The following is a 20,390-nucleotide window of genomic DNA, read 5'->3' as shown; positions in this document are numbered from 1 at the left end:
TAGTCCTTTAAATTCAACAATTGATAGCTTTGATACTATACAAGTAATGCCGCCAAGTAAAGTGTTCACAATAGAGGAAGGGACAAGTACTAAAATTAGTCCTTTAAATTCAACAATTGATAGCTTTGATACTATACAAGTAATGCCGCCAAGTAAAGTGTTCACAATAGAGGAAGGGACAAGTACTAAAATCAGCCCTTTAAATTCAATAAACGATAGCATTGATACTATACAAATAATGCCGTCAAGTGAATTGGTTACAAACGAAGGAACAAAATATAAGGACAATAGCTTATTTTGGCCGTACCAATGGGATATTCAAAATTTAACTAATGACGGAGCATTATACGAAATTACAAAGGGTAGTAAAAATACTTCTATAGCAATTATTGATTCAGGTGTTAATGTGAATCACGTAGATTTGAAAGGAAGTATTACACTAACAAAAAATCTAGTTCCTAAAGGTGGCGTTAAGGGTGAAGAGCCATTAGAAACTGGGGAAACTGACTTTCATCAGGATTTTTTAGGACATGGTACATCCTTAGTTGGAAAAATTACAGCTGATGGCTACTCTAAAGGATTAGCACCTGATATTGGAATACAATCATATCGAGTATTTGGATCTAAGGGAGCAGAAACTATATGGGTAATCAAAGCAATTATTGAAGCTGCTAATAATGATGCAGATGTAATTAATTTAAGTCTTATTGAATACCTAACAACAGGACCAGTAATGGATTCAAGTGGGAAAGTAAGCTTTGAAGATCAATTTGAAGTAATGGCATATAAGACAGCTATTGATTATGCAGAAATGCGAGGATCTATCGTTGTAGCTGCTGCTGGCAATCAATCTTTAGATTTAAATGATCAGAATGCACTAAAAGAATACTGGAAAGGAAAAAATCAATTTTCCCAAAGTTGGGGCAGAGTAGATGCCTATCCTAGTAGCCTCGATAAAGTCATTTCTGTAGGATCCATTAACCATAAATCAGATATCTCTATCTTCTCCAATTATGGACAAGGCATCATTGATATTTATACGTTTGGTGGAGACAATCGATTAGTAAATGAAGTAGGTATTGAAGATTATTTTAATAATCGCCTATATGAAAAGGAATGGATATTTAGTACTACAGCAGCAGGAGGGTATAGTTATTCTATCGGGACATCAATTTCTACAGCAAAGGTTTCTGCTGCATTAGCTTTGATAATTGATTATTACGATTTACATAATAATCCAAGTGGAGCTAAGGAAGTATTATTGAAAAATACAGATAATCACAATGGAATAAATGTACTGAATATAATGGCTAGTTTCGAATAATTGAAGTATTCACTCCTAAGTACCGATTTTATAAGAAATATACTATTTTAAGATTAATTGTAAGATTCAAATAGCACCCACCTGATTTTAGAAGGCGCTATTGTTATGGTATCGTAAGCGCCAAATATAACACATCTTCAACGAATTCAATAGACATGAGACAATCATGAAAATAAATGAAGTTGGAGGTTTTTTTATGAATCGATCAGAACGTCGGCTGATGTGGCAATTTCGCATTCAAGCTTTCCGTACAAGTGGTGAAACAAGCTTTGCCGCTTGGTGTGCAAAACAAAATGTACTAGTTCAAAACATGTATTAGTGGCTACGTAAGTCACGTACGCAGAAAAAAATTCAACCAGCACAGTGTTTACCCGTTGTTGTGCAAGAGCCTATTGCATCTGAAACGATTCCCATTACCATCAAATTAAATGGGATAACCATTGACTGTCCACCCGATTTTGATGAAGTAATTTTAGCGAAAATCCTCACATGTTAAAGTTTCTGCTAAACTTGTCATTTGAAGGAAGAATTCGGCCGCCGAAGTCGAATTTTTTTAGCCATGGTAAAAATCGAACAACATCCAGCACTTACAATTGAAGAACTTGCAAAAAGGAATGCCGCGTTGGAAAAACAAAATGGAGCCCTACTGGCTAAACTCAACTGGCTAGAAGTATAATTCCGCTTGAGCCACAAAAGTTTGGTACTTCAATTGAAAAACAACCAAAATCCACTTGTGCTGACGCTATTCAATGAAATGGAAATTACATCAGATAACTTGGTTGAAGAACCTACGCTTGAAACGATTACATACAAACGTAAAAAGCGCTCTGGTCAAATCAATGCAATGTTAGAAAACTTGCCTGTCGTAACGATTCGCTATCGTAGATAGCTTATTTAATGAGTCAAAAATATAGTGAAGGCTTACCTCTTTATCGACAGGAGAAGCAGTTAGAACGAATGGGTGTTGCATTATTTCGTCAAACCATGGCGAACTGGATGATGTATGGAGCAAATACATGGCTGATCTACCTTTATGAATATCTGCATAAAAAATTATTAGAAGAGGATATTGCACATGCGGATGAGACAGGTTTACAAGTATTAAATGAACCAGGTCGCGTTGCGACAAGTAAATCCTATATGTGGCTGTATCGAACAGGTCGAGCAGTGGTGCCAATCATGCTTTATGATTACCAAACAACACGCGCCGGTAAACATCCAAAGGCCTTTTTAAAAGGGTCTCAGGTTATCTACATGTCGATGGCTATGCCGGCAGCTGCCATGATTTATCGAAGGTAGAATTAGTTGGGCGCTGGGTACATTTGCGCTGAAATCAGTGCCAGCGAATCTTCAAAATTCGGAGAAACCTTGCGCCGCAAAAATCGGTCTACAATTCGGTAATCGATTATTTGCGATGGATAAAAAGATTAATAAAATGGACGAATATACACCTGGAATTCGTTATGAAGAACGTCTTGAACAGAGTAAATCTATCCTAGATGACTTTTGGTATGGCTAAAAACAGAAAGAGCCCATGTAGCGCCAAAAACAAAATTGGGTGAAGCGATTACTTACTGTTTAAATCAGTGGCAAAAGCTCGTGGTATTCTTGAAAGATGGGCGTCTAGAATTAGACAATAACCGTTCGTGATGGGGAGAAAAGCATGGCTATTTTCAATTTCTCCAAAAGGAGAAAAAGCCAGCGCGATTATTTATAGTTTTGTGGAAACAGCAAAAGAGAATCAGCTTGATCCATTGAAATATTTAACGGATGAAGCAGCGTTAGATGCGTTGATGCCTTGGTCAAATAATTGCCACGTACGTAAACGAACTACAGAGATAGCATAACAATAGCGTCCCCTGGAAAACAGTTGGGCGCTATTTGATGCTTACTTTTATTGTTGATGAAATTAAAATGAGCATCTTTAAAGGAAGAAAATAATAAACTAAAGATTTAACGTTCCCTTTTATATTCCCTTTTTTCCTCGAATTTTCTAAATAACTTTAATTTAATTGAAAAGATAATAAACAATATAATGACATTTAGCATTGAATTTCTTCCTAATTTATCTAGTATATACATGGATATGCCTGCAATTATTGCAATAGTTGATGCTTTGTATGGTAAGTACATTATTTATCCAACCTTTCAGGGGAATGCGAGCTTGCGCTAATTCTCTCTTTATCAATCTATTTGATGGTTCCAAATAGATTCGAATAAACCCACTCAAAACCCCTATTGAAGATTGAAAATTTATAATGTTCATAATTATACTTGAAAAATAAAGTGAATCTAGTAATATATGTTAAACACGAGGATAAATGTAAGTTTAATATACTAAATAAGCAGTAATCGCGGGGGGAGATATTCGATGGATTATGATATTAGGAAAAATACTTTTAAAATTGGCATTATCGCATTATTAATATCTGCAATTATTACAGCATTAAGCCAAGTTTATTATGCAAATAAAGTGCAGGGAATTCATCCGTTTCTTTTTACGGGAATTAGTTTCTTTGTGACAGCTATTTATTTTCAATCTTTTGCAATGAAACAAAGGGTGAAAGTTCAATGGCAAGAAGCGCGGCGTCCACTGTTGTTATTAAATATGGCGTCTATTATTACATTTATGGGGTTTTACTTCGCATTAAAATATATAGAACCGGCTATTGTAAGTTCGCTTGAAATGGGAATTGGTCCACTTTTTATTTTACTTTTAGCAGTCTTTCAAAAAACAGCCGTCCGCCAAAAACAATGGTATATCGCAATAGGAACATTTATAGCATGTGCGGTGCTAATACTCGCTGTATTATTAGGTGAATCTGGCGTAAAAATGCAATTATCTATAGAGGTTATTTTAGGAATTGTCGCAAGTTTGTTATGTGGAGTAGGTGCCGTATTTTGTTCCATCTATTCTAAACAATTAAATGATCTTGGCTGGACAAGCTCGATGATTTTAGCGAAAAGGTATATCGGAATTATTATCATTTCCTTTATTTTTACATATGACCTTGTAATCCCGTATTTTAAAGCGAACATTACTTGGATTTTACTCATTACCGTTGTAGGCGTCATGTTGCCAATGTATTTGCTACAAAAAGGTATTCAAAATACGAATACGTTCATCGTCATGATGTCACTATGCTTTATTCCAGTCTTTACTTTTGCCTTTCAATTACTCGATGCCCGCATTCAATTTTCAGGTCTCACTTTCATTGGGGTTAGCTTACTATTTCTGTTTGGTGTATTAAGCATTTTGGGTGAAAATAAGGAAATGGGGTAAAGTTTAGCGCAAAAGCTGTTGATAAACAGGTTTTATACTTTATTAAATATTATTTATGAAAAGAGGAATGACGATGGAAATTGTACAAGTTGATTTAACAAATGTAGTAGAAGTAGCCGGATTATTCGATTCTTATAGAGTTTTCTATAATCAAACGAGTGATATAATCGGTGCAACCAATTTTTTAAAAGAGCGAATTAACAACAAAGAATCGATTATTTTTGCAGCAAAGATAGCAGGGAAATTTGTAGGATTCACTCAAATTTATCCGACATTTTCTTCAGTAGCGATGAAACCAGCTTTTATACTAAATGATTTATTTGTTGCAGATCATTTCCGAAGAAGTGGTGTCGCGGAAAAATTGATGGAAGAAGCGTTCGAATATGCAAAAAAGAATAATGGTCGATTCCTTACTTTAGAAACTGGATTTTCTAATACGAAAGCTCAAGCGCTTTATGAAAAAATGGGAATGGAAAACGATGGTGATGTGAAGCACTTTACTTATTATTGGTGAATTGAGTTAGCAGCCATATTTCCCAATGTTTTAATGTATACTAAATATGTAAGTAAATAACTTTTTATGTAAAGGGGCAGGTTCAAATGATTATCGTTACAACTGAAAACATTGCGAATCATGAAATTACAGAAGTTATCGGTCCGGTATTTGGTTTGACTGTAAGAGCTAGAGGAATTGGTAAAGATATTATGGCTTCATTCAAGGGGCTTGTAGGCGGAGAAATTAGCCAGTATACAGAAATGCTTGAAGATGCTAGAAAGCAAGCGATGGATCGAATGGTGAAAAATGCTTCGGCAATGGGCGCCAATGCGATTATTATGATGCGTTTCGACTCAGGTGAAATTGGTCAAAATATGAGTGAAATTGTAGCTTACGGAACAGCTGTTATTGTGGAAAAGAAATAGCAATGGGATGGATTTTAGGATTTTATGGCATCCAATTGTTAATTCTTATTGTATTAATAATCGGGTCATGGCTCTTTTGGGATCGCCGTTTCAAAACAAAACACGGCAAGCAAGTTCCAAAAGGCTTCGAACGTACAAATGAAATATCTATTGACCCAAGTACAAATAAGCGATTAATCGTTTACTTCAACAAAGAAACTGGCGAGCGCTTTTATAAAGAGGATAATAATAACTAACTTGAAAAGGTCCCTGTTTCAAACGGGTACCTTTTCATTTTTTGTTTTTCTAAAATATTTTTTACATAGATGTCACAAATCGCTACCAAATTCAGTTATATATGTCAGAGAGGAGGGGAACGTTTTGACTACATCAAATACATCCAAGGAAAATGCTGATTTAGCAATAAAAACGATCGTAGAACAAGTTCAATCGGGCGACGTTCATGCCTACACAGAAATCATTCGTAGCTTTCAAAAACAAATATATATTTACTGCTATTATTTATTAGGAAACAAGGAAGAAGCGGAAGATGCTGCACAAGATATTTTTATAAAAGGATTAGAAAACATTCGTAATTTTTCTTATACGGTCTCTTTTTCTGCGTGGCTTTATAAAATTGCGCATCATCATTGCATGGATTTACTAAAGAAGAAAATCAAAAGCTACAAATTTTGGACAAGCTTTAAGAAGGAGCGAGCACACGAGAGTCATAGGCAAGCGTACGAATATGACGATTTCATTCACGAATTATTAGAAAAGTTAAATGTGGATGAAAAAAGGATTTTGCTGCTTCGTTCGATCGAGGAATATAGCTTTGATGAAATTGCTTCGATTATGGAATTGAAACCAACGACCGTTCGAAAAAAATATGAACGATTACGTAAAAAACTGCTAAAAGAAAAAAAGTTAGGAGGGGAAATTTATGAACACTCGCTTAAAACAGGAGGATAAAGAGGTAGATCAATTAGAAAAAATCATTCGAGAAACACCTGTGGAAGTAGATTTAGTAAATCGGACAATGCGCAAATATGAAAGTAGTCGTGATACAAAGCCGTCTGAAAAATCTAGAATGCGTCAGAAATTGCATCATAGAATAATGATCATTACCACCTCCGCAGCAATGATTTTTAGTTTGTTAATTATAGCGAACTTAATTTCACCAACGCCGGTGACGATAAAAACGACGGCAACGAAAAAAGATGAGCCCAAATCATCATCTGTTTTTAAATCTAGTGAAAGAGATATTGGCCTACATGCTGCGGATGAAAAGGGACTCTCAACAAAATTGAATACAAGCATTACGCATGAAGGTTTTACATTAAGTGTAACAGAAGTAGTGTATGACGGTACACGTGTTGCAATTGGGCTTAAACGCCATCAAAAAGAAGGTGAAAATTCAAAAGAAAGTTTATCAGAACAAATAAGTAAGGTTGAATTTTCACTAAATGGTGAACCACTGAATTACCCCAATATTATTAGTGGTGTTTTTATGCAGCCAATTAAGGATAAGGATGCTGAAGTTATTGAAATTACAGATCGGAAAAATCATGGTGGAAAACCTTTCCCGAAGCAGTTTAATTTGACATTATCCACTACAATAGCTGGGATTTCTGAACCTTTTATAATAGATATTCCAGTGAGAGATATTGGTAACCATATAAACTTGCAGCCTAAAATAAGTAGGAAATATAAAAATAATCATTTTACTATTGAACAAGTTATACTAACTCCCATTACAACGAGTATTACGATAAGAAAAGCCTTGCTTGATAAATCAACTTCTGTAGATTCTCGGGGAGGAATAAATATCGACGTTTTTGATGATCAAGGTAATAAATTAAAACTAATTCATGGCAATGGTAGCCGTGAGACAAATGAAGGAACTAGTGATTTAATCGAGGATTTACGGTTACATCCATTTGAAACCTTGCCAAAATCCATTACAATCAAACCATATACCTATCTTTATGATGCCTACCAAAATGGAGCATTACAATTGGATGAAAATGGTGACCGAATCATTCAATACATCCCAGAGCTAGAAATAACAATCCCGATTAACTCAAAAGAATAAGAAATAGAGAAAGTGAAATAAACTTCACTTTCTCTATTTTTGATTTTGCTACCTATTTATTTACATAAAGAAGTATAAACGCGCCATATAGCTTCAGAAGTTTTAAAAGCTTTAATGGAGATACCCTTTTTTGAGAAGTTTGTGAGGCAGGTTATATATAGTACAACTTATAAAGTATGTTAATTTTTATAATGACAATGTGATGTTTTGTACTATATTATTATTTGCAAAACTGAATATCTATAAAAGAAATACAGAAGAGATTATTGAAGAACAATTCTTATAGTAAGGAGTATAAAAAATAATTATGAAAACAACTAAATTTACAAAAAATAGTTTATTGTTGGTGCTATCTGGATGTTCAGTAGGCGTCGCAATAATTATTCATATTTTACACAGGCAATTTGATTTTTTGAGTTCCTACCTTGTATTAAATGGGATTGGTAACTTATCCGGTGGGTTGAGCATACTTTCTACTATTCTTTTGATCATTCCAATTAGTTTATTTATCATCAGCTTCGTGTTATTTAGAATCAATAACATGCATCCTTGGATTCCATTACTACTAACCCTGACTCTCACTTTCTCAAGCATTGCGATGATTGCTGGTGGAAATGGATTAGTGGAGTATCATTTTTCAATCTTTATGGTTATTGCAATCATTGCTAGTTTTGCAAAGATACGACTCATTATAACGAGTCTTGTTATTTTTGCGGTTCACCATTTTACAGGCTTTCTTTTTTTCCCACAATTGTTATGTGGTACAGAGGATTATAGCCTTTCATTGCTCATGCTCCATGTTATTTACCTAATTTTCACATGTTTAGCGACAATGCTCATTATTTATATTAACAGGCTTACTGAAAATCGTTTAACTGCTGAAAAGGATATGCAACAGGCACATATTGATCAACTTCTCGCTGAAATTGATCGAGCAAGTACTACGATGGTCAATCATGTCGATGAACTGGCAGTGGGGACCGCAGACTCTGCAAAAGCAAGTCAAGAAATTGCAAACGTACTGCTCCAAAGTAGTGCTGCTGTTGAGGGGCAGTTAGCAAACTTAAAAGAAAGTGTCGATAAAAATAAGTTGATTGTAAGTCAGGTGGCACATATTCATAACAGTACAGAAATTGTTACGGGTAAAGCGAGAAATAGCCTGATTGAAGCTGTTGCTGGTAAAGAAACGGTACAAGAGGTAGCAGTTCAAATGAATATTATTACTGAAACAGTGAGTTTTATAAAAAACTTGGTAGAGGATTTAGAAACCAAATCTTCTGAAGTAGGTAAACTATTGCAAGTTATTACTACGATTTCAAATCAAACGAAACTATTAGCACTCAATGCATCGATCGAAGCGGCCCGTGCTGGTGAACATGGAAAAGGCTTTTCTATCGTAGCGGAGGAAGTGCGGAATTTAGCGATAGGAACTGAAAAATCCGCTGCTGAAATTCAAGTAGTCATTAGTTCGATTCAAGCGCAAATTAAAGATGTAGCGAATGAAATGGGTAATGGCATGGAAGAAATTGATAAGGGAACTGAGAAAATAGTCGTGAGTGAACGGGCATTTGACTCAATTCACCAGATGACAATAGAAGTTGAAAAGGAATTTGAGGATGTCTCAGAGGCAACTACTATTTTACTAGAGCAAGCAAGTTTAACGAATACATTGATTGAAGAAATTACAGAATCCATCCATCAGTCATTAGGAAATTTAGAAGGTATTTCTGCGGCATCTGAACAGCAAAGTGCCACTACACACGAATTAAGTAATACTACTTTATCTTTGGAGAAGGTTGCTCGTAAGTTAGATCAATTAGTTGTAGAAGTTAACGAAATGTAACTTTCCTATAAGTCCCTTTTGGAGTGAAATTACATGAAATTGAAAAGGCAGAAACGTTGTTAATTCAATGTTTCTGCCTTTCATTTTTTACTCATTCTAACTCTAATTTATACAATCGCATATACGTTTTTTCTAACATCGTTGCTACTTGTGTATCCTGCTCCGTATAGTAGGTTATCAGCTTACGAAGCAATTCTTTATGCTTCATATTTAATTCTTCTCTTAACATGATAGACCAGCTATAGTCTTTGTCGGAAAATAAAGATCCTGAAAGGCTATATTGATTCGTTATATTTAATAAAGGCTCTATTAACTCCGTATTCGCATCAAGCTGTTGAAATGAATAGAAATCGCTAAAAATAGGTTGCTCAAATAGAAGTGTGTAGCCATCATGGATCATATCAATCCTTATAGGGAAGTTATACTCTTTTAAGGTTTTCTTTAATAAATATACAGTATTATGTACACTATGAAGTGCTTTTTCACCATCTTTTTCTGGCCATAGCATGTCAGCAATTCGCCATTTATTAATACTTTGCTGTTGATGTGTTAAAAGATAGGCAAATAACTCTTCTGTTTTACGAGTCGGCCATTTGAGGAGCGTATTTTCGTAATTAATGACTTTGAACGTTCCGAAACATTGAATAAGCGGGAAATTAGGTTTTGTTTTGCCAACTTGCATGAGTCGGTTGACTTCTTTTATTTTCATTAATTTATTGGTAATGGCAGTAATGTCCTCCGGTGTTACAGGCTTTAGCAAGTAATCCGTTGCTTGTATTCGAAAGGCTTCGAGGGCATATTGTTCGTAGGCTGTTGTAAAAACAATCTGATTTTCTTCTGTCTTTAACCTCTTTGCCAACTCAATGCCATTCATCATCGGCATTTCAATATCAATAAATAAGACGTCTGCATTTAATAAGGGGGCTTCTTTAAGAGCTTCCAACGGATTTGAAAAAGTCCCGACAAGTTTATAGTGTTTATTTTCATTCATGAAATAATTCATCATATTTAAAATGTGAATTTCGTCTTCAATAATAATCGTTCGAAGCATGTGATTTCCCCCTTATAAATTAGACTAAATAGGTAGTTGGATAATGACTGTTGTGCCTTTTCCTTCAATTGAGCGGATTTCCAATGACGCTCCTGGAATCATTTTCAACCGGCTGTGTACATTTTGAATGCCAATTCCTTTTCGCTGTTGATCACTTAATAGTTCTGACAGCAGCTGCGCAGACATACCGATCCCATCATCCTCAATAATGACTTCAAGATGATCATGAATAGCTTTTGCAGAGAGAAATAAATTACCTTGGGAAAGTTTGTTAAATAGCCCATGGCGAATCGCATTTTCGACAAAAGGTTGAATGGATAAGGATGGGATATTTACATGTTGAATATTTTCGTCAATCGCAAAATGGACATGGATCCGATCATTAAAGCGGGTTTTCTCAATTTCTACATAGGCTTTGATTAATTCAAGTTCTTTCTGGAAAGTAATGGTGGCCTCTTGCTGATTATTTTCAAAAATTAACCGTAAGTACGTGCTCAGTTTTCCCAAAAGATAAGCTGCTTTTCGATTATCTGTATAACATAACGAAATAATATTACTAATAGCGTTATTTATGAAATGAGGTTTGATTTGTAAGTTTAAATAGGAAATTTTAGTTAGCATACCTTCAGATCTCGATTGCTCTAATAACTCCATAACATTCGTTGTTCTCCTAGCCATAAAAATAAATATAATGATGATAAAGGGCATCATCCATATTTCATGGAATAGTTGCACGGGTTTTATTAACGTAAAAATGTTCATCGCAACATAAAGAGTGAGACAGATAAATGCAAAATAAATGAGTATACTTTCGTCTTTCTCAGTTTGTATACCTTGTTTTTTTAAAATAAATACAGTCATTCGGATAAGGATATAGCATAGCAGCACCCATACGTAGACCCACATCAAGGCTTGGAATTTTGTATAGATCGAAAACGGAAGCGTAATATTCAACAGTAAAAAAAGAACAATCGGTAAGTTGATAATCCGAAATGCTTTACGGGATACAGGATTATAATCAAGTGTGTTTATAAACAAAAGAAATGGTATGACCGTTAAAAAGCCGAAAAAGTCTCTTATTTTGAATCCCATTACGAAAGGGATTTCCGGGAAAATTTGTAGCATGACTCTTTCGCCATTAACGGCAAGAGTAATTGCCAAAATGAAAAAATAAGCACCACTATACAAAAAGAAACGATTCTTTTTTCGGAAAGCGAAAACGATGAGGTGGTACAAACTAAAAAGGCTAAGAATCATAATTAAACCTAAGCTCGAGCCAAATTGGATACTTTGATAGGACATCATTGTTTGTTGTGTACCAAAATAGATGGGTTTAATAATGCCTCGATCGACGAAATCTCGATTTTCCACTTGAACAATTAAATTAATCGTCGCGTGATCAGTATGGAAAAACGAGATGTAGGGCGTATTATTTGCTACATACCGATTCGAAAAGGGTTCCTGTCCACTTCCGCCTATAAATTCGTTATCCATAAATAGAGCGTGAGACATTCGTATATTATTAATTTTTAAGCCATAAATTGATTGTGCTTCAGGTAGCTGAATTTGAAGATGATAAGTTCCTTTCCCCTTGCCATTCAGCGTAGAGGGAACTATCATAAGTTCAGCTTCCAGCGTTTGTATTTCGTCTAATGAAAGTAGCTCACCCTCATAATAATTCCATTCTCCGTTTAAAGGTAATGGTCCACCTTTGTCAAAATCCCAAGTAGTGAGATCCATTATTCCGGCTTGCGCTTTTGGGAGTGCATTCAATGACTGTCGTTTTTCTATCTGAATAAAGACACATAGTAAAACTAAGCTTATTAATAGGAAAAAAAGGGTGTTACGAGGAAACCTTATATTTTTTTTGTGCACGGGTTTCTCCTAATTCTTTTTTTGAGAAATTTGTGAGATGAAATTAATATAATTTACTTTACTTAGTACCTATGTTAATAGATTGCTATACAAAATGAAATAAGTAATGGGATTATTGCTTGTTTTGACTATATAAATGCGGCGAAAAAGAGAACATAAGGAGATAGGAGAATGAACATGTTTACAAAAAAAAACCCAACTAATTTTAATTATTTTTCCGAAGCTAATACTTCGGACATCCAAGTAAATGAACGTTTCCAAGAAAAATTAAATTTTCTAGCGCTAACTAAACTTAGAAGGGAATCTGTTCATTTTTTACTGAAAATTTATGAAGATAATCGAAAAGATATATTGGATAATTTCTATGAACGTTTATTAGCAATTCCAGATTTTAATCGTGTTATAAATACACATACACATGTGGATCGGTTGAAAGGTTTGTTTGATAAGCATTTTATTAGTCTTTTCGAAGATGAATTAGACTTAGACTATGTATTTAAACGACGGAAAATTGCCTACACACATGCACGCATTGGGGTATTACCAAACTGGATGATTTCGGCCTATACATTATTCAACCAATTAATGATTCCGTTGATTGTTAAGGAATCGGGACGTAATCAAGCTCAAATGCTAGATGTACTGTTAGCCTACGATAGTTTAGTAACAATAGATCAACAAATTATTGTAGAAACTTATATTGAAATTCAGGGAAGTTCTGTGGTGAATGGTTTAGGTGAAATTATTACATATAATACGCAGTTGGATTCTATGAAAGAGCTCATACAGTTTCAAAATATACAGCAGGAAGAAATTATTGCGGTAGATCAGTCCATGCAAGATTTAGATGCAACGATTGAAGAGGTAGCTTCTTCTGTTGGGGATATTTCGAATCATACGAAAAAGGTATTAACAGAGCTTGATCGGGATTTATTATCTCTACAGCAAGTTACGTCCATTTTACAAACGACAGACGACGGTCAACATATGATGAAAGAGGATATTGAGCAGTTAGTTGACCGTGTGAACAATGTAGAAAAGCTAATGGAATTGATTAAAGGGATTGCTGACCAGACAAACTTACTGGCATTAAATGCATCAATTGAAGCTGCGCGCGCGGGGGAAGCAGGCAAAGGATTCGCTGTAGTCGCAGAAGAAGTTCGAAAGCTTGCAGACAGCACAAAATCTTCTGTGCAGTCGATTAACGTGGATATTCAAGAATTGCTAAAAATTACGAAACGCATTAATACGTTAACCAATACTTTCTCGGGCGATTTGCATAAAGGGGTAGTAGATACACTCCATATTTCTGAAACGCTTAAAATGTTAAATATAAATCTTCAGCAACAAGGTGCACGCTTTGAGGAAATCGCTACGGCAACAAGGATGCAGGCTGTTTCCGCATCAGCTATTACAGAACGGAATCGGAATATTAACGAAAGCATGCAGCAAAGTAAAGCGATTGTTTTTGATACAGGTACCGCAATTTATAAGCTGAGTAAAATGATTGATGATTATCGTTCAGCAACGATATCTAAAAACTTCATCATTAGCCAAGAAGATACGATTGAATTAGCAATAAATGATCACTTGTTATGGCGTTGGAAAATTTACAATTTGTTACTAGGCTTTGAAGAAATCTCTGTACAAGACGTCGAATCAGCCGAAAAATCCCGTCTCGGTGAATGGTACTACGGCACAGGCAAATTATTATTAAATAATGAACGCGCATACGTGGAACTAGAGCGACCGTTTAATCATGTACATGAGCTTGCCAAAAAAGCAGTGCAACAACATCATCTTGGTAATAAGGTAGAAGCAGAGCGGTATTTAACAGAAATAACAACTGTGTCGCATGATGTTATTTCGAAATTAAGAGAGTTGCAACAAATATTAATAGCTGAGAAAAATCAATATGGTCGTTAATTCTTAATTGTTGCTTGTATTTATCGTGACTTTGACGTGGAAAGAATACGTAATTAAAAACTGTGAGACCTTATTATAAGGTCTTGCAGTTTTTTTGAATGGAAAAGGACTCTTTAGTTCAATCTATATAGAATCAAAATTATTCACGTAGGCGTTAGTGTGGTAAAAGCTTGCGTGAACATAGTACCTTCTATTGGCGAAAAATAGAATGAACTCGCCTTTTGTAATCTTTCTTGATAAATCGGAATCATTCGTCATTTTACAATGCACTTGCTTTTTGTTAAAATTGCGTTTCAAAGTATGTCGAAAGCTGTCGAAAAATGAATTTTCAAATAACGAGCGTTTTCTTCTCAAAAATATTAAGAAGGTGTCTATTATGAACGTGCTATGGGGAATTGGCGGTATATTTACTGTCTTAATTATTGCATTTCTTTTATCAAGTGCTAAAAAGTCGATTAAGTGGCGAACGATTTTAGCAGGGTTAGCGATTCAAACTTTATTTGCTTTTATTGTTTTAAAATGGGAGGCTGGCCGCGAAGCACTGGAGAAACTATCCAACGGTGTGCAAAATTTAATATCATATGCGAATGAAGGAATTTTCTTCGTATTTGGACCAGCAGCAGATACAGTAAACTTCGGATTTGTTTTTGCATTTCAAGTATTAACTGTAATCATTTTCTTCTCTGCTTTAATTTCGATTTTATATTATTTAGGCATAATGCAGTTTTTTATACGCATTATCGGTGGTGTACTTTCGAAAATCCTTGGGACAAGCAAGGTCGAGTCAATTTCAGCAGCTGCGAACATTTTTGTTGGGCAGACAGAAGCACCGCTTGTTATTCGACCGTTTATCGGTAAAATGACGAAATCGGAGTTATTTGCTGTTATGACAGGAGGACTTGCATCCGTATCTGGTTCCGTTTTAGTTGGGTATGCATTGTTAGGGGTACCACTAGAATATCTACTTGCGGCAAGCTTCATGGCTGCCCCTGCTGGATTAATTTTAGCTAAAATGATGATTCCAGAAACGGAAACTGTTGATGAAGGAAACTTTGCATTAGAAAAAGATGATACTGCTGTAAATGTGATTGATGCAGCGGCTCGTGGAGCAAGTGATGGGATGAAGCTCGCGGTGAATGTTGGAGCTATGCTATTAGCGTTTATCGGTATTATCGCGTTGCTTAACGGTCTACTTGGTGGGTTAGGAAGTCTACTTGGTTTTGAAGGTCTAACACTTCAGGGGATTTTAGGTATCCTATTTTCACCTTTAGCTTTTGCTATAGGTGTTCCGTGGGAAGAGGCGGTTAAAGCGGGTTCGTACATTGGACAAAAGCTAGTATTGAATGAGTTTGTTGCGTACTCATCATTTGCGCCAGCGATTGCAGACCTCTCTGAGAAAACAGTTATCGTAGTGAGTTTTGCATTATGTGGGTTTGCAAATTTAGGTTCAATGGCTATTTTGCTAGGTGGCTTAGGATCATTAGCACCAAGTCGTCGTCCAGATATCGCGCGTTTAGGAATTAGAGCTGTTGCTGCGGGGATGTTAGCATCTTTATTAAGTGCGGCAATAGCGGGAATGTTTATCTAAAAAAGCGAATAAAATAATTTAGTTTTAGCACCTACTGTACATGTATAGTAGGTGCTTTTTTAGACTTAAAAAATAACTTAATTATCCCAATCCATTAAAATTAGCTGATTATTCAAATTAGATACGTACATGGCACCGGTAATAACTTATTCTTTCTTTTTTACCTTAATAATAAATGTAGTTGGAAAATGATTCGCTTTATGTAATGAATAATAACGCTCTGAATATGGAATATCCGTATTTTTCATATCCTTAGGAATGTCCGATTCAATTAAAGAAACTAGTTCGAAATTCGCTTTGAGGAGTTCATTCACAAACGTCGCCATTTTATATTTAGGAACCATCATTGGCGCGTCTTCCCCTTTAAATGTGGGCATATCAATAGAGCCCTCTTGCTGATAGGAACCATTTAAATAAAACTGATGATCCTGACACTTTATTTGTGCGTAAAAGGGATGCTCCCAACTAAATACAAACTCCCCACCAGGTTTCAAATATGAGTAAATCAGCTGGAACGTTTTTGCTAAATCATTCGACCACCCAATTGCATAAATTGAATACACTAAATCGAAATACTCTTTCGGCAAACCGATTTCTTGTTCCATCGGTGCCGTATATAATGTAGCTTCAATATCCGCTAATGTTTCACGAGCAAATGCCATTTGTGCTATCGAAAAATCTACACCCCACAATTCAGCAGCTCCTTTGTTATGCATATAAAGCAATGAATGCCCACTACCAAAGCCGATTTCTAAAACATTTTTCCCGTCACATGCACCAATGAGGTTTAACTCCTCCTCAGATTGCGTGAAAGGCCCATAGCTCGGCAACGCGTCGATTCCATTAAAATACTTTGCCACGATGTTCCAACTTGATTGATTGCTTTCAATTATATCCTTCAAAATAATCACCTCATTGTTTTAATAGAACGTAATAACTCCATTTCAAGCGCATTTATAATTTAATAAGCATGAATTAGAGGAATTAGCCTGTTTGATATGGGAGGACCTCCACGTAAATTTTACATATTTTGTTTATTAATATCACTAGTATATTGGATGCATTTTAAGTAATAGGCAGACTTAATCCAATACTTGGGGAAACTATATCAGGAATAAAAAAACCGCAATTAGATTAGTTGCGGTTAACTATACCGAGCATAATTAATTTTTTCAGTGAGTTCTTTTTTATTTTATCTGTTAAATTTATTCTTTAAACCGAACCTACACGTTGAACATTAATTCCCTCATGTTTATATTGTTTAAAAATAGCATCATTCAACCCCGCATCTGTAATAAAGTAATCCACTTCACTCATTGAACAAATTTTTATCGCGACATCCCGCTCGAATTTTGTGTGGTCCGCTACAACGTATATTGTTTGTGCTATGCGAACGATATTTCTTCTTGTTAAAACCTCTTCAAAGCTAAAATCAGACAATCCATTTTTAAGTGAGATCCCGCTTGTACAAATAAATGCTTTTGAAATATTCAGTTGGTCATATTGAAGTAAAAAATCGTACGCCACAATGGACTTTTCAGAGTGGCGTACTTTTCCACCCATTAAAATGATTTCCACAGATGTATGTAATAGTTCGATAGCGATTGGCAAAGAGTTTGTAATAACCGTTACATTTTTCATATTGCGAATGAATTTAGCAATTTGAAAAGTGCTTGAACCACTATCTAAAAAAATACAATCACCCTCATGAATAAGCTTGGCGCACTCCCTAGCAATGGCGATTTTCTCGTCTAATTGATGGATCATACGTTGTTCGATTAATGTTTCAGTTAACGATTGTGCAACCTCTCGAATTCCCCCATAAAATTTCTCAATAAGCCCTTGTTGTACAAGTATTTGGATATCACGACGCAACGTTTCCATTGAAATTTGAAGCGCTTCTGTTAGTTCAGAATGCTTTACAACTTGCTGTGTTCGAACGATTTCCATAATTTTTTGTTGCCGTTCAACTGGATACATATGAATCACTCCTTGTTCCTTACCATATCAAAAGTGGTCAGGAGTTTGTCATGAGTTCATTAAAATTTACGCAATATTTACTCAACATTTACGAAAACATCCTCATTAACTTTACAATGCAATTTTATACTAAAGTTAATTCAAGAGGGTGGTGGCATAAGTGCTTGAGCTTCAGCAAATAAAGAAAAGCTTTGGAACGAAAGATGTTCTCAAAGATATCAATTTAACATTACCAAGAGGACAAATCATGTCACTTCTAGGACCGAGTGGTTGTGGGAAAACAACATTATTAAATATTATTTTAGGATTAGAGCAGCAAACAAGCGGAAAGATTATTTGGGATGGTGAAGACATTAGTCAGAAACCAATGCAAGAACGAGGTTTTAATATTGTGTTTCAAGATTTCGCCTTGTTTCCCCATTTAAACGCATATGACAATATCATTTACGGGTTACGTAATCAAAAGAAGGGCATTGATGAAAAAAGTGTCCAAGAATATATTGAGTTTTTAGAGCTGAGTCCCCATCTGAATAAGAAAGTGCATGAGTTATCAGGTGGTCAAAAGCAGCGCGTTTCTATTGCAAGAACACTTGTGATGCAACCAGATATATTGCTAATGGATGAGCCATTAAGTGCGTTAGATGGCGTGATTAAAGAAACGATTAAAGAGCGTATTCAATCGATTTCGAGGGAATTTAATTTAACGACAATTATTGTTACGCATGATCCAGAAGAGGCATTAACAATATCGGATCAAGTGGTCATTTTAAATGATGGGCATATCGCACAATGTGGCAGTCCGGTGGAAATTGTAAATGCACCGGCAAATGAATTTATTGAAAATTTCATACTTCAGCAACTGCGTATTAAGCGTCAAAATATATATCGCTTATTTGGTGAACAGCATGATTAAAACAACGATGCTAATGCGCGGTATGGCATTCCTGCTGTTAGCTACCTTTGTATTCCTTTTAGCATTGCCTCTAGGGGCAGTCGTTTTGAAATCATTTGAAGGAGTTGATGGCTGGACACTACATAACTATGAACAAGCTTTATCAAGCGGAGTATTAAAAGAGGTCTTCTTCAATAGTGTGTGGGTATCAACAATTGCAGCGGTCATTACAACAGTGCTGGGGTTCCTATTAGCCTATACGATTCATTTTACAAATGTTGCAAAGCCGATTAAAAAATTTATCCGACTCGGTGTTACATTGCCGATGCTTCTACCAACGATTACTTATGGCTTTGTATTGATTTATGCATTTGGGAATCAAGGAATATTCAGCCGCCTGTTTGGTCAACCACTTTTTACAATTTACGGCTTTAACGGTTTAGTTATTGGTTATGTTTTGTACACTTTGCCAGCCGCGTTTTTACTTATGCATAATGCGATGCAGTATATGGATCACCGATTTATTATTGTGTCGCATCTAATGCACGACGGCAAATGGCGCAGGTTCTACCATACGATTTTACATCCTATGCTAAGTCCAATCGGTGGTGCCTTTATATTAGCGTTCATCTTAAGCTTCACGGATTACGGGATACCTGCTTCAGTAGGGGGCACATATGATGTCATTGCCACGACGCTTTATCAAACGATGCTTGGCTCGATTCCAAACTTCTCGCAAGGTGCCGTTATTTCGATTGCCATGCTAGCACCAGCAGTTCTTGGAATGATTACTATGGGTATTTTGGAAAGAGGGAATGTGTCATATAAATCGGTTTCACAGCAAGTAGCTTTTGCTTCGAAAACAAAAACGGTGTTATTTGGTTCAGGCAGTGTGATTGTAGTTATTGCTTTATTGGCTGTTTTTACACCACTTATTATCGTACCGTTTACGACAGCGTATCCATTTGATTTTGGCTTCACATTGACACATTTCCAAGCAGTCATTCAAATGCCAGAGTTGATGAATGTGTATAAAAACTCGTTGCTTGTTGCGGTATGTACGGCACTTGTTGGGGTAGTTGTTGCTTTTATTGCAGGCTTGTTGAGTGCACGGACGAAATTAAAAAATCGCCAAGCATTTGATGTGATTGCGATGATAACCAATGCGGTACCAGGAATGGTTTTAGGTTTAGGATACTTATTTTTCTTTAATAATAGTAGTTTAAAAGGCACGTTCTTCATTATTATTGCCTATGCGATTATGCATTTCTTTACAACACCGTTCTTAATGGTGAAAAATGCATTGCAAAAAATGGACCCATCTTGGGAAGTAACGGGCGCTTTACTACGTGATAGTTGGCTGCAAACAGTTTACCGAGTCATCTTGCCGAATGTCAAAAAAACATTAGTAGAAGTATTTAGTTACTACTTTATTAACGCAATGGTAACGGTGAGTGGTGTTATTTTCCTAGTGACAACACATACGGTTTTAGTTTCAACCAAAATTAAAGAATTGCAGCATTTCTCAAAGTTCAATGAAATTTTTATTCTTTCTCTGTTTATTTTAGTAACAAATATTGTTGTAAAAATAATTTGTGAGTTTTATCTAAATCGACAATCGAAAAGGGGTTAA

At 35.6% G+C, this 20,390-nt stretch carries 17 protein-coding genes and 1 pseudogene; 14 read left to right on the top strand and 4 right to left on the bottom strand.

The features are described from left to right. The 10 genes and pseudogenes from ACQKIH_RS08345 to ACQKIH_RS08300 all read left to right on the top strand — a co-directional run. A partial coding sequence (locus ACQKIH_RS08345; RefSeq protein WP_427764972.1) for a S8 family peptidase occupies positions 1–1,324 on the top strand: 1,324 nt, incomplete at its 5' end. Between the two features lie 196 nt (positions 1,325–1,520). Next, the gene (locus tag ACQKIH_RS08340) at positions 1,521–1,643 is read left to right on the top strand and encodes a hypothetical protein (protein ID WP_269084204.1); all 123 of its coding nucleotides are present in this window, start codon (positions 1,521–1,523) and stop codon (positions 1,641–1,643) included. Positions 1,644–1,883: 240 nt separating this feature from the next. Next, a pseudogene (tnpC, locus tag ACQKIH_RS08335) lies at positions 1,884–3,171 on the top strand (IS66 family transposase). A 524-nt stretch (positions 3,172–3,695) separates the two neighbouring features. Beyond that, positions 3,696–4,607: an EamA family transporter gene (locus ACQKIH_RS08330; protein WP_427764969.1), complete on the top strand. Its 912-nt coding sequence runs from the start codon at positions 3,696–3,698 to the stop codon at positions 4,605–4,607. Between the two features lie 73 nt (positions 4,608–4,680). Continuing rightward, entirely contained in the window at positions 4,681–5,121 is a 441-nt protein-coding gene (locus tag ACQKIH_RS08325) for a GNAT family N-acetyltransferase (RefSeq protein ID WP_427764967.1), read from the top strand. An 86-nt stretch (positions 5,122–5,207) separates the two neighbouring features. After that, positions 5,208–5,528, top strand: a complete 321-nt coding sequence (locus ACQKIH_RS08320; protein WP_427764964.1) for a YbjQ family protein — start codon at positions 5,208–5,210, stop codon at positions 5,526–5,528. Between the two features lie 2 nt (positions 5,529–5,530). Next, positions 5,531–5,764 carry a hypothetical protein gene (locus ACQKIH_RS08315; RefSeq protein WP_057985322.1) on the top strand — a complete coding sequence of 78 codons (234 nt, stop codon included), beginning with the start codon at positions 5,531–5,533 and terminating at the stop codon, positions 5,762–5,764. Positions 5,765–5,888: 124 nt separating this feature from the next. Continuing rightward, positions 5,889–6,479 carry an RNA polymerase sigma factor gene (locus ACQKIH_RS08310; protein WP_427764962.1) on the top strand — a complete coding sequence of 197 codons (591 nt, stop codon included), beginning with the start codon at positions 5,889–5,891 and terminating at the stop codon, positions 6,477–6,479. Further along, positions 6,451–7,602, top strand: a complete 1,152-nt coding sequence (locus tag ACQKIH_RS08305) for a DUF4179 domain-containing protein (RefSeq protein ID WP_427764959.1) — start codon at positions 6,451–6,453, stop codon at positions 7,600–7,602. The genes ACQKIH_RS08310 and ACQKIH_RS08305 overlap by 29 nt, the downstream gene beginning before the upstream one ends. A 307-nt stretch (positions 7,603–7,909) precedes the next feature. Further along, on the top strand, positions 7,910–9,445 hold the full coding sequence (locus ACQKIH_RS08300) for a methyl-accepting chemotaxis protein (RefSeq protein ID WP_427764957.1): 1,536 nt from the start codon (positions 7,910–7,912) through the stop codon (positions 9,443–9,445). Between the two features lie 91 nt (positions 9,446–9,536). Here ACQKIH_RS08300 and ACQKIH_RS08295 read toward each other — a convergent pair whose 3' ends face one another. After that, on the bottom strand, positions 9,537–10,496 hold the full coding sequence (locus ACQKIH_RS08295) for a response regulator (protein WP_427764955.1): 960 nt from the start codon (positions 10,494–10,496) through the stop codon (positions 9,537–9,539). Positions 10,497–10,520: 24 nt separating this feature from the next. Further along, entirely contained in the window at positions 10,521–12,269 is a 1,749-nt protein-coding gene (locus ACQKIH_RS08290) for a sensor histidine kinase (RefSeq protein WP_427764952.1), read from the bottom strand. Positions 12,270–12,548: 279 nt separating this feature from the next. Between ACQKIH_RS08290 and ACQKIH_RS08285 the strand changes: the two genes are divergently transcribed. Then, positions 12,549–14,297 (top strand): protoglobin domain-containing protein, encoded by a 1,749-nt coding sequence (locus ACQKIH_RS08285; protein ID WP_427764950.1) that lies wholly within the window; start codon positions 12,549–12,551, stop codon positions 14,295–14,297. Positions 14,298–14,673: 376 nt separating this feature from the next. After that, entirely contained in the window at positions 14,674–15,885 is a 1,212-nt protein-coding gene (locus tag ACQKIH_RS08280) for a NupC/NupG family nucleoside CNT transporter (protein WP_427764947.1), read from the top strand. A 146-nt stretch (positions 15,886–16,031) separates the two neighbouring features. Here the strand turns inward: ACQKIH_RS08280 and ACQKIH_RS08275 are convergent, their stop codons facing one another. After that, on the bottom strand, positions 16,032–16,796 hold the full coding sequence (locus tag ACQKIH_RS08275) for a class I SAM-dependent methyltransferase (RefSeq protein WP_427764944.1): 765 nt from the start codon (positions 16,794–16,796) through the stop codon (positions 16,032–16,034). Positions 16,797–17,097: 301 nt separating this feature from the next. Then, positions 17,098–17,865 (bottom strand): DeoR/GlpR family DNA-binding transcription regulator, encoded by a 768-nt coding sequence (locus ACQKIH_RS08270; protein ID WP_427764942.1) that lies wholly within the window; start codon positions 17,863–17,865, stop codon positions 17,098–17,100. A gap of 160 nt (positions 17,866–18,025) precedes the next feature. On the opposite strand from ACQKIH_RS08270, the gene ACQKIH_RS08265 reads away from it, so the two are divergent. Further along, positions 18,026–18,778: an ABC transporter ATP-binding protein gene (locus ACQKIH_RS08265; RefSeq protein WP_427764940.1), complete on the top strand. Its 753-nt coding sequence runs from the start codon at positions 18,026–18,028 to the stop codon at positions 18,776–18,778. Further along, positions 18,771–20,390: an ABC transporter permease subunit gene (locus ACQKIH_RS08260; protein WP_427764937.1), complete on the top strand. Its 1,620-nt coding sequence runs from the start codon at positions 18,771–18,773 to the stop codon at positions 20,388–20,390. Before ACQKIH_RS08265 ends, ACQKIH_RS08260 begins: the two co-directional genes overlap by 8 nt.

This window comes from Solibacillus cecembensis, from assembly GCF_050272495.1.
GTDB classification, from domain to species: Bacteria; Bacillota; Bacilli; order Bacillales_A; family Planococcaceae; genus Solibacillus; species Solibacillus cecembensis.
Note: the sequence above shows the minus strand (reverse complement) of the source record. Positions and strands in the feature narration are given on the sequence as shown.

Coding starts and splice junctions, on each gene's coding strand:
- ACQKIH_RS08340 (WP_269084204.1), top strand. CDS start 1,521: ATGAATCGATCAGAACGTCGGCTGATGTGGCAATTTCGCATTCAAGCT.
- ACQKIH_RS08330 (WP_427764969.1), top strand. CDS start 3,696: ATGGATTATGATATTAGGAAAAATACTTTTAAAATTGGCATTATCGCA.
- ACQKIH_RS08325 (WP_427764967.1), top strand. CDS start 4,681: ATGGAAATTGTACAAGTTGATTTAACAAATGTAGTAGAAGTAGCCGGA.
- ACQKIH_RS08320 (WP_427764964.1), top strand. CDS start 5,208: ATGATTATCGTTACAACTGAAAACATTGCGAATCATGAAATTACAGAA.
- ACQKIH_RS08315 (WP_057985322.1), top strand. CDS start 5,531: ATGGGATGGATTTTAGGATTTTATGGCATCCAATTGTTAATTCTTATT.
- ACQKIH_RS08305 (WP_427764959.1), top strand. CDS start 6,451: ATGAACACTCGCTTAAAACAGGAGGATAAAGAGGTAGATCAATTAGAA.
- ACQKIH_RS08300 (WP_427764957.1), top strand. CDS start 7,910: ATGAAAACAACTAAATTTACAAAAAATAGTTTATTGTTGGTGCTATCT.
- ACQKIH_RS08295 (WP_427764955.1), bottom strand. CDS start 10,496: ATGCTTCGAACGATTATTATTGAAGACGAAATTCACATTTTAAATATG.
- ACQKIH_RS08285 (WP_427764950.1), top strand. CDS start 12,549: ATGTTTACAAAAAAAAACCCAACTAATTTTAATTATTTTTCCGAAGCT.
- ACQKIH_RS08280 (WP_427764947.1), top strand. CDS start 14,674: ATGAACGTGCTATGGGGAATTGGCGGTATATTTACTGTCTTAATTATT.
- ACQKIH_RS08270 (WP_427764942.1), bottom strand. CDS start 17,865: ATGTATCCAGTTGAACGGCAACAAAAAATTATGGAAATCGTTCGAACA.
- ACQKIH_RS08260 (WP_427764937.1), top strand. CDS start 18,771: ATGATTAAAACAACGATGCTAATGCGCGGTATGGCATTCCTGCTGTTA.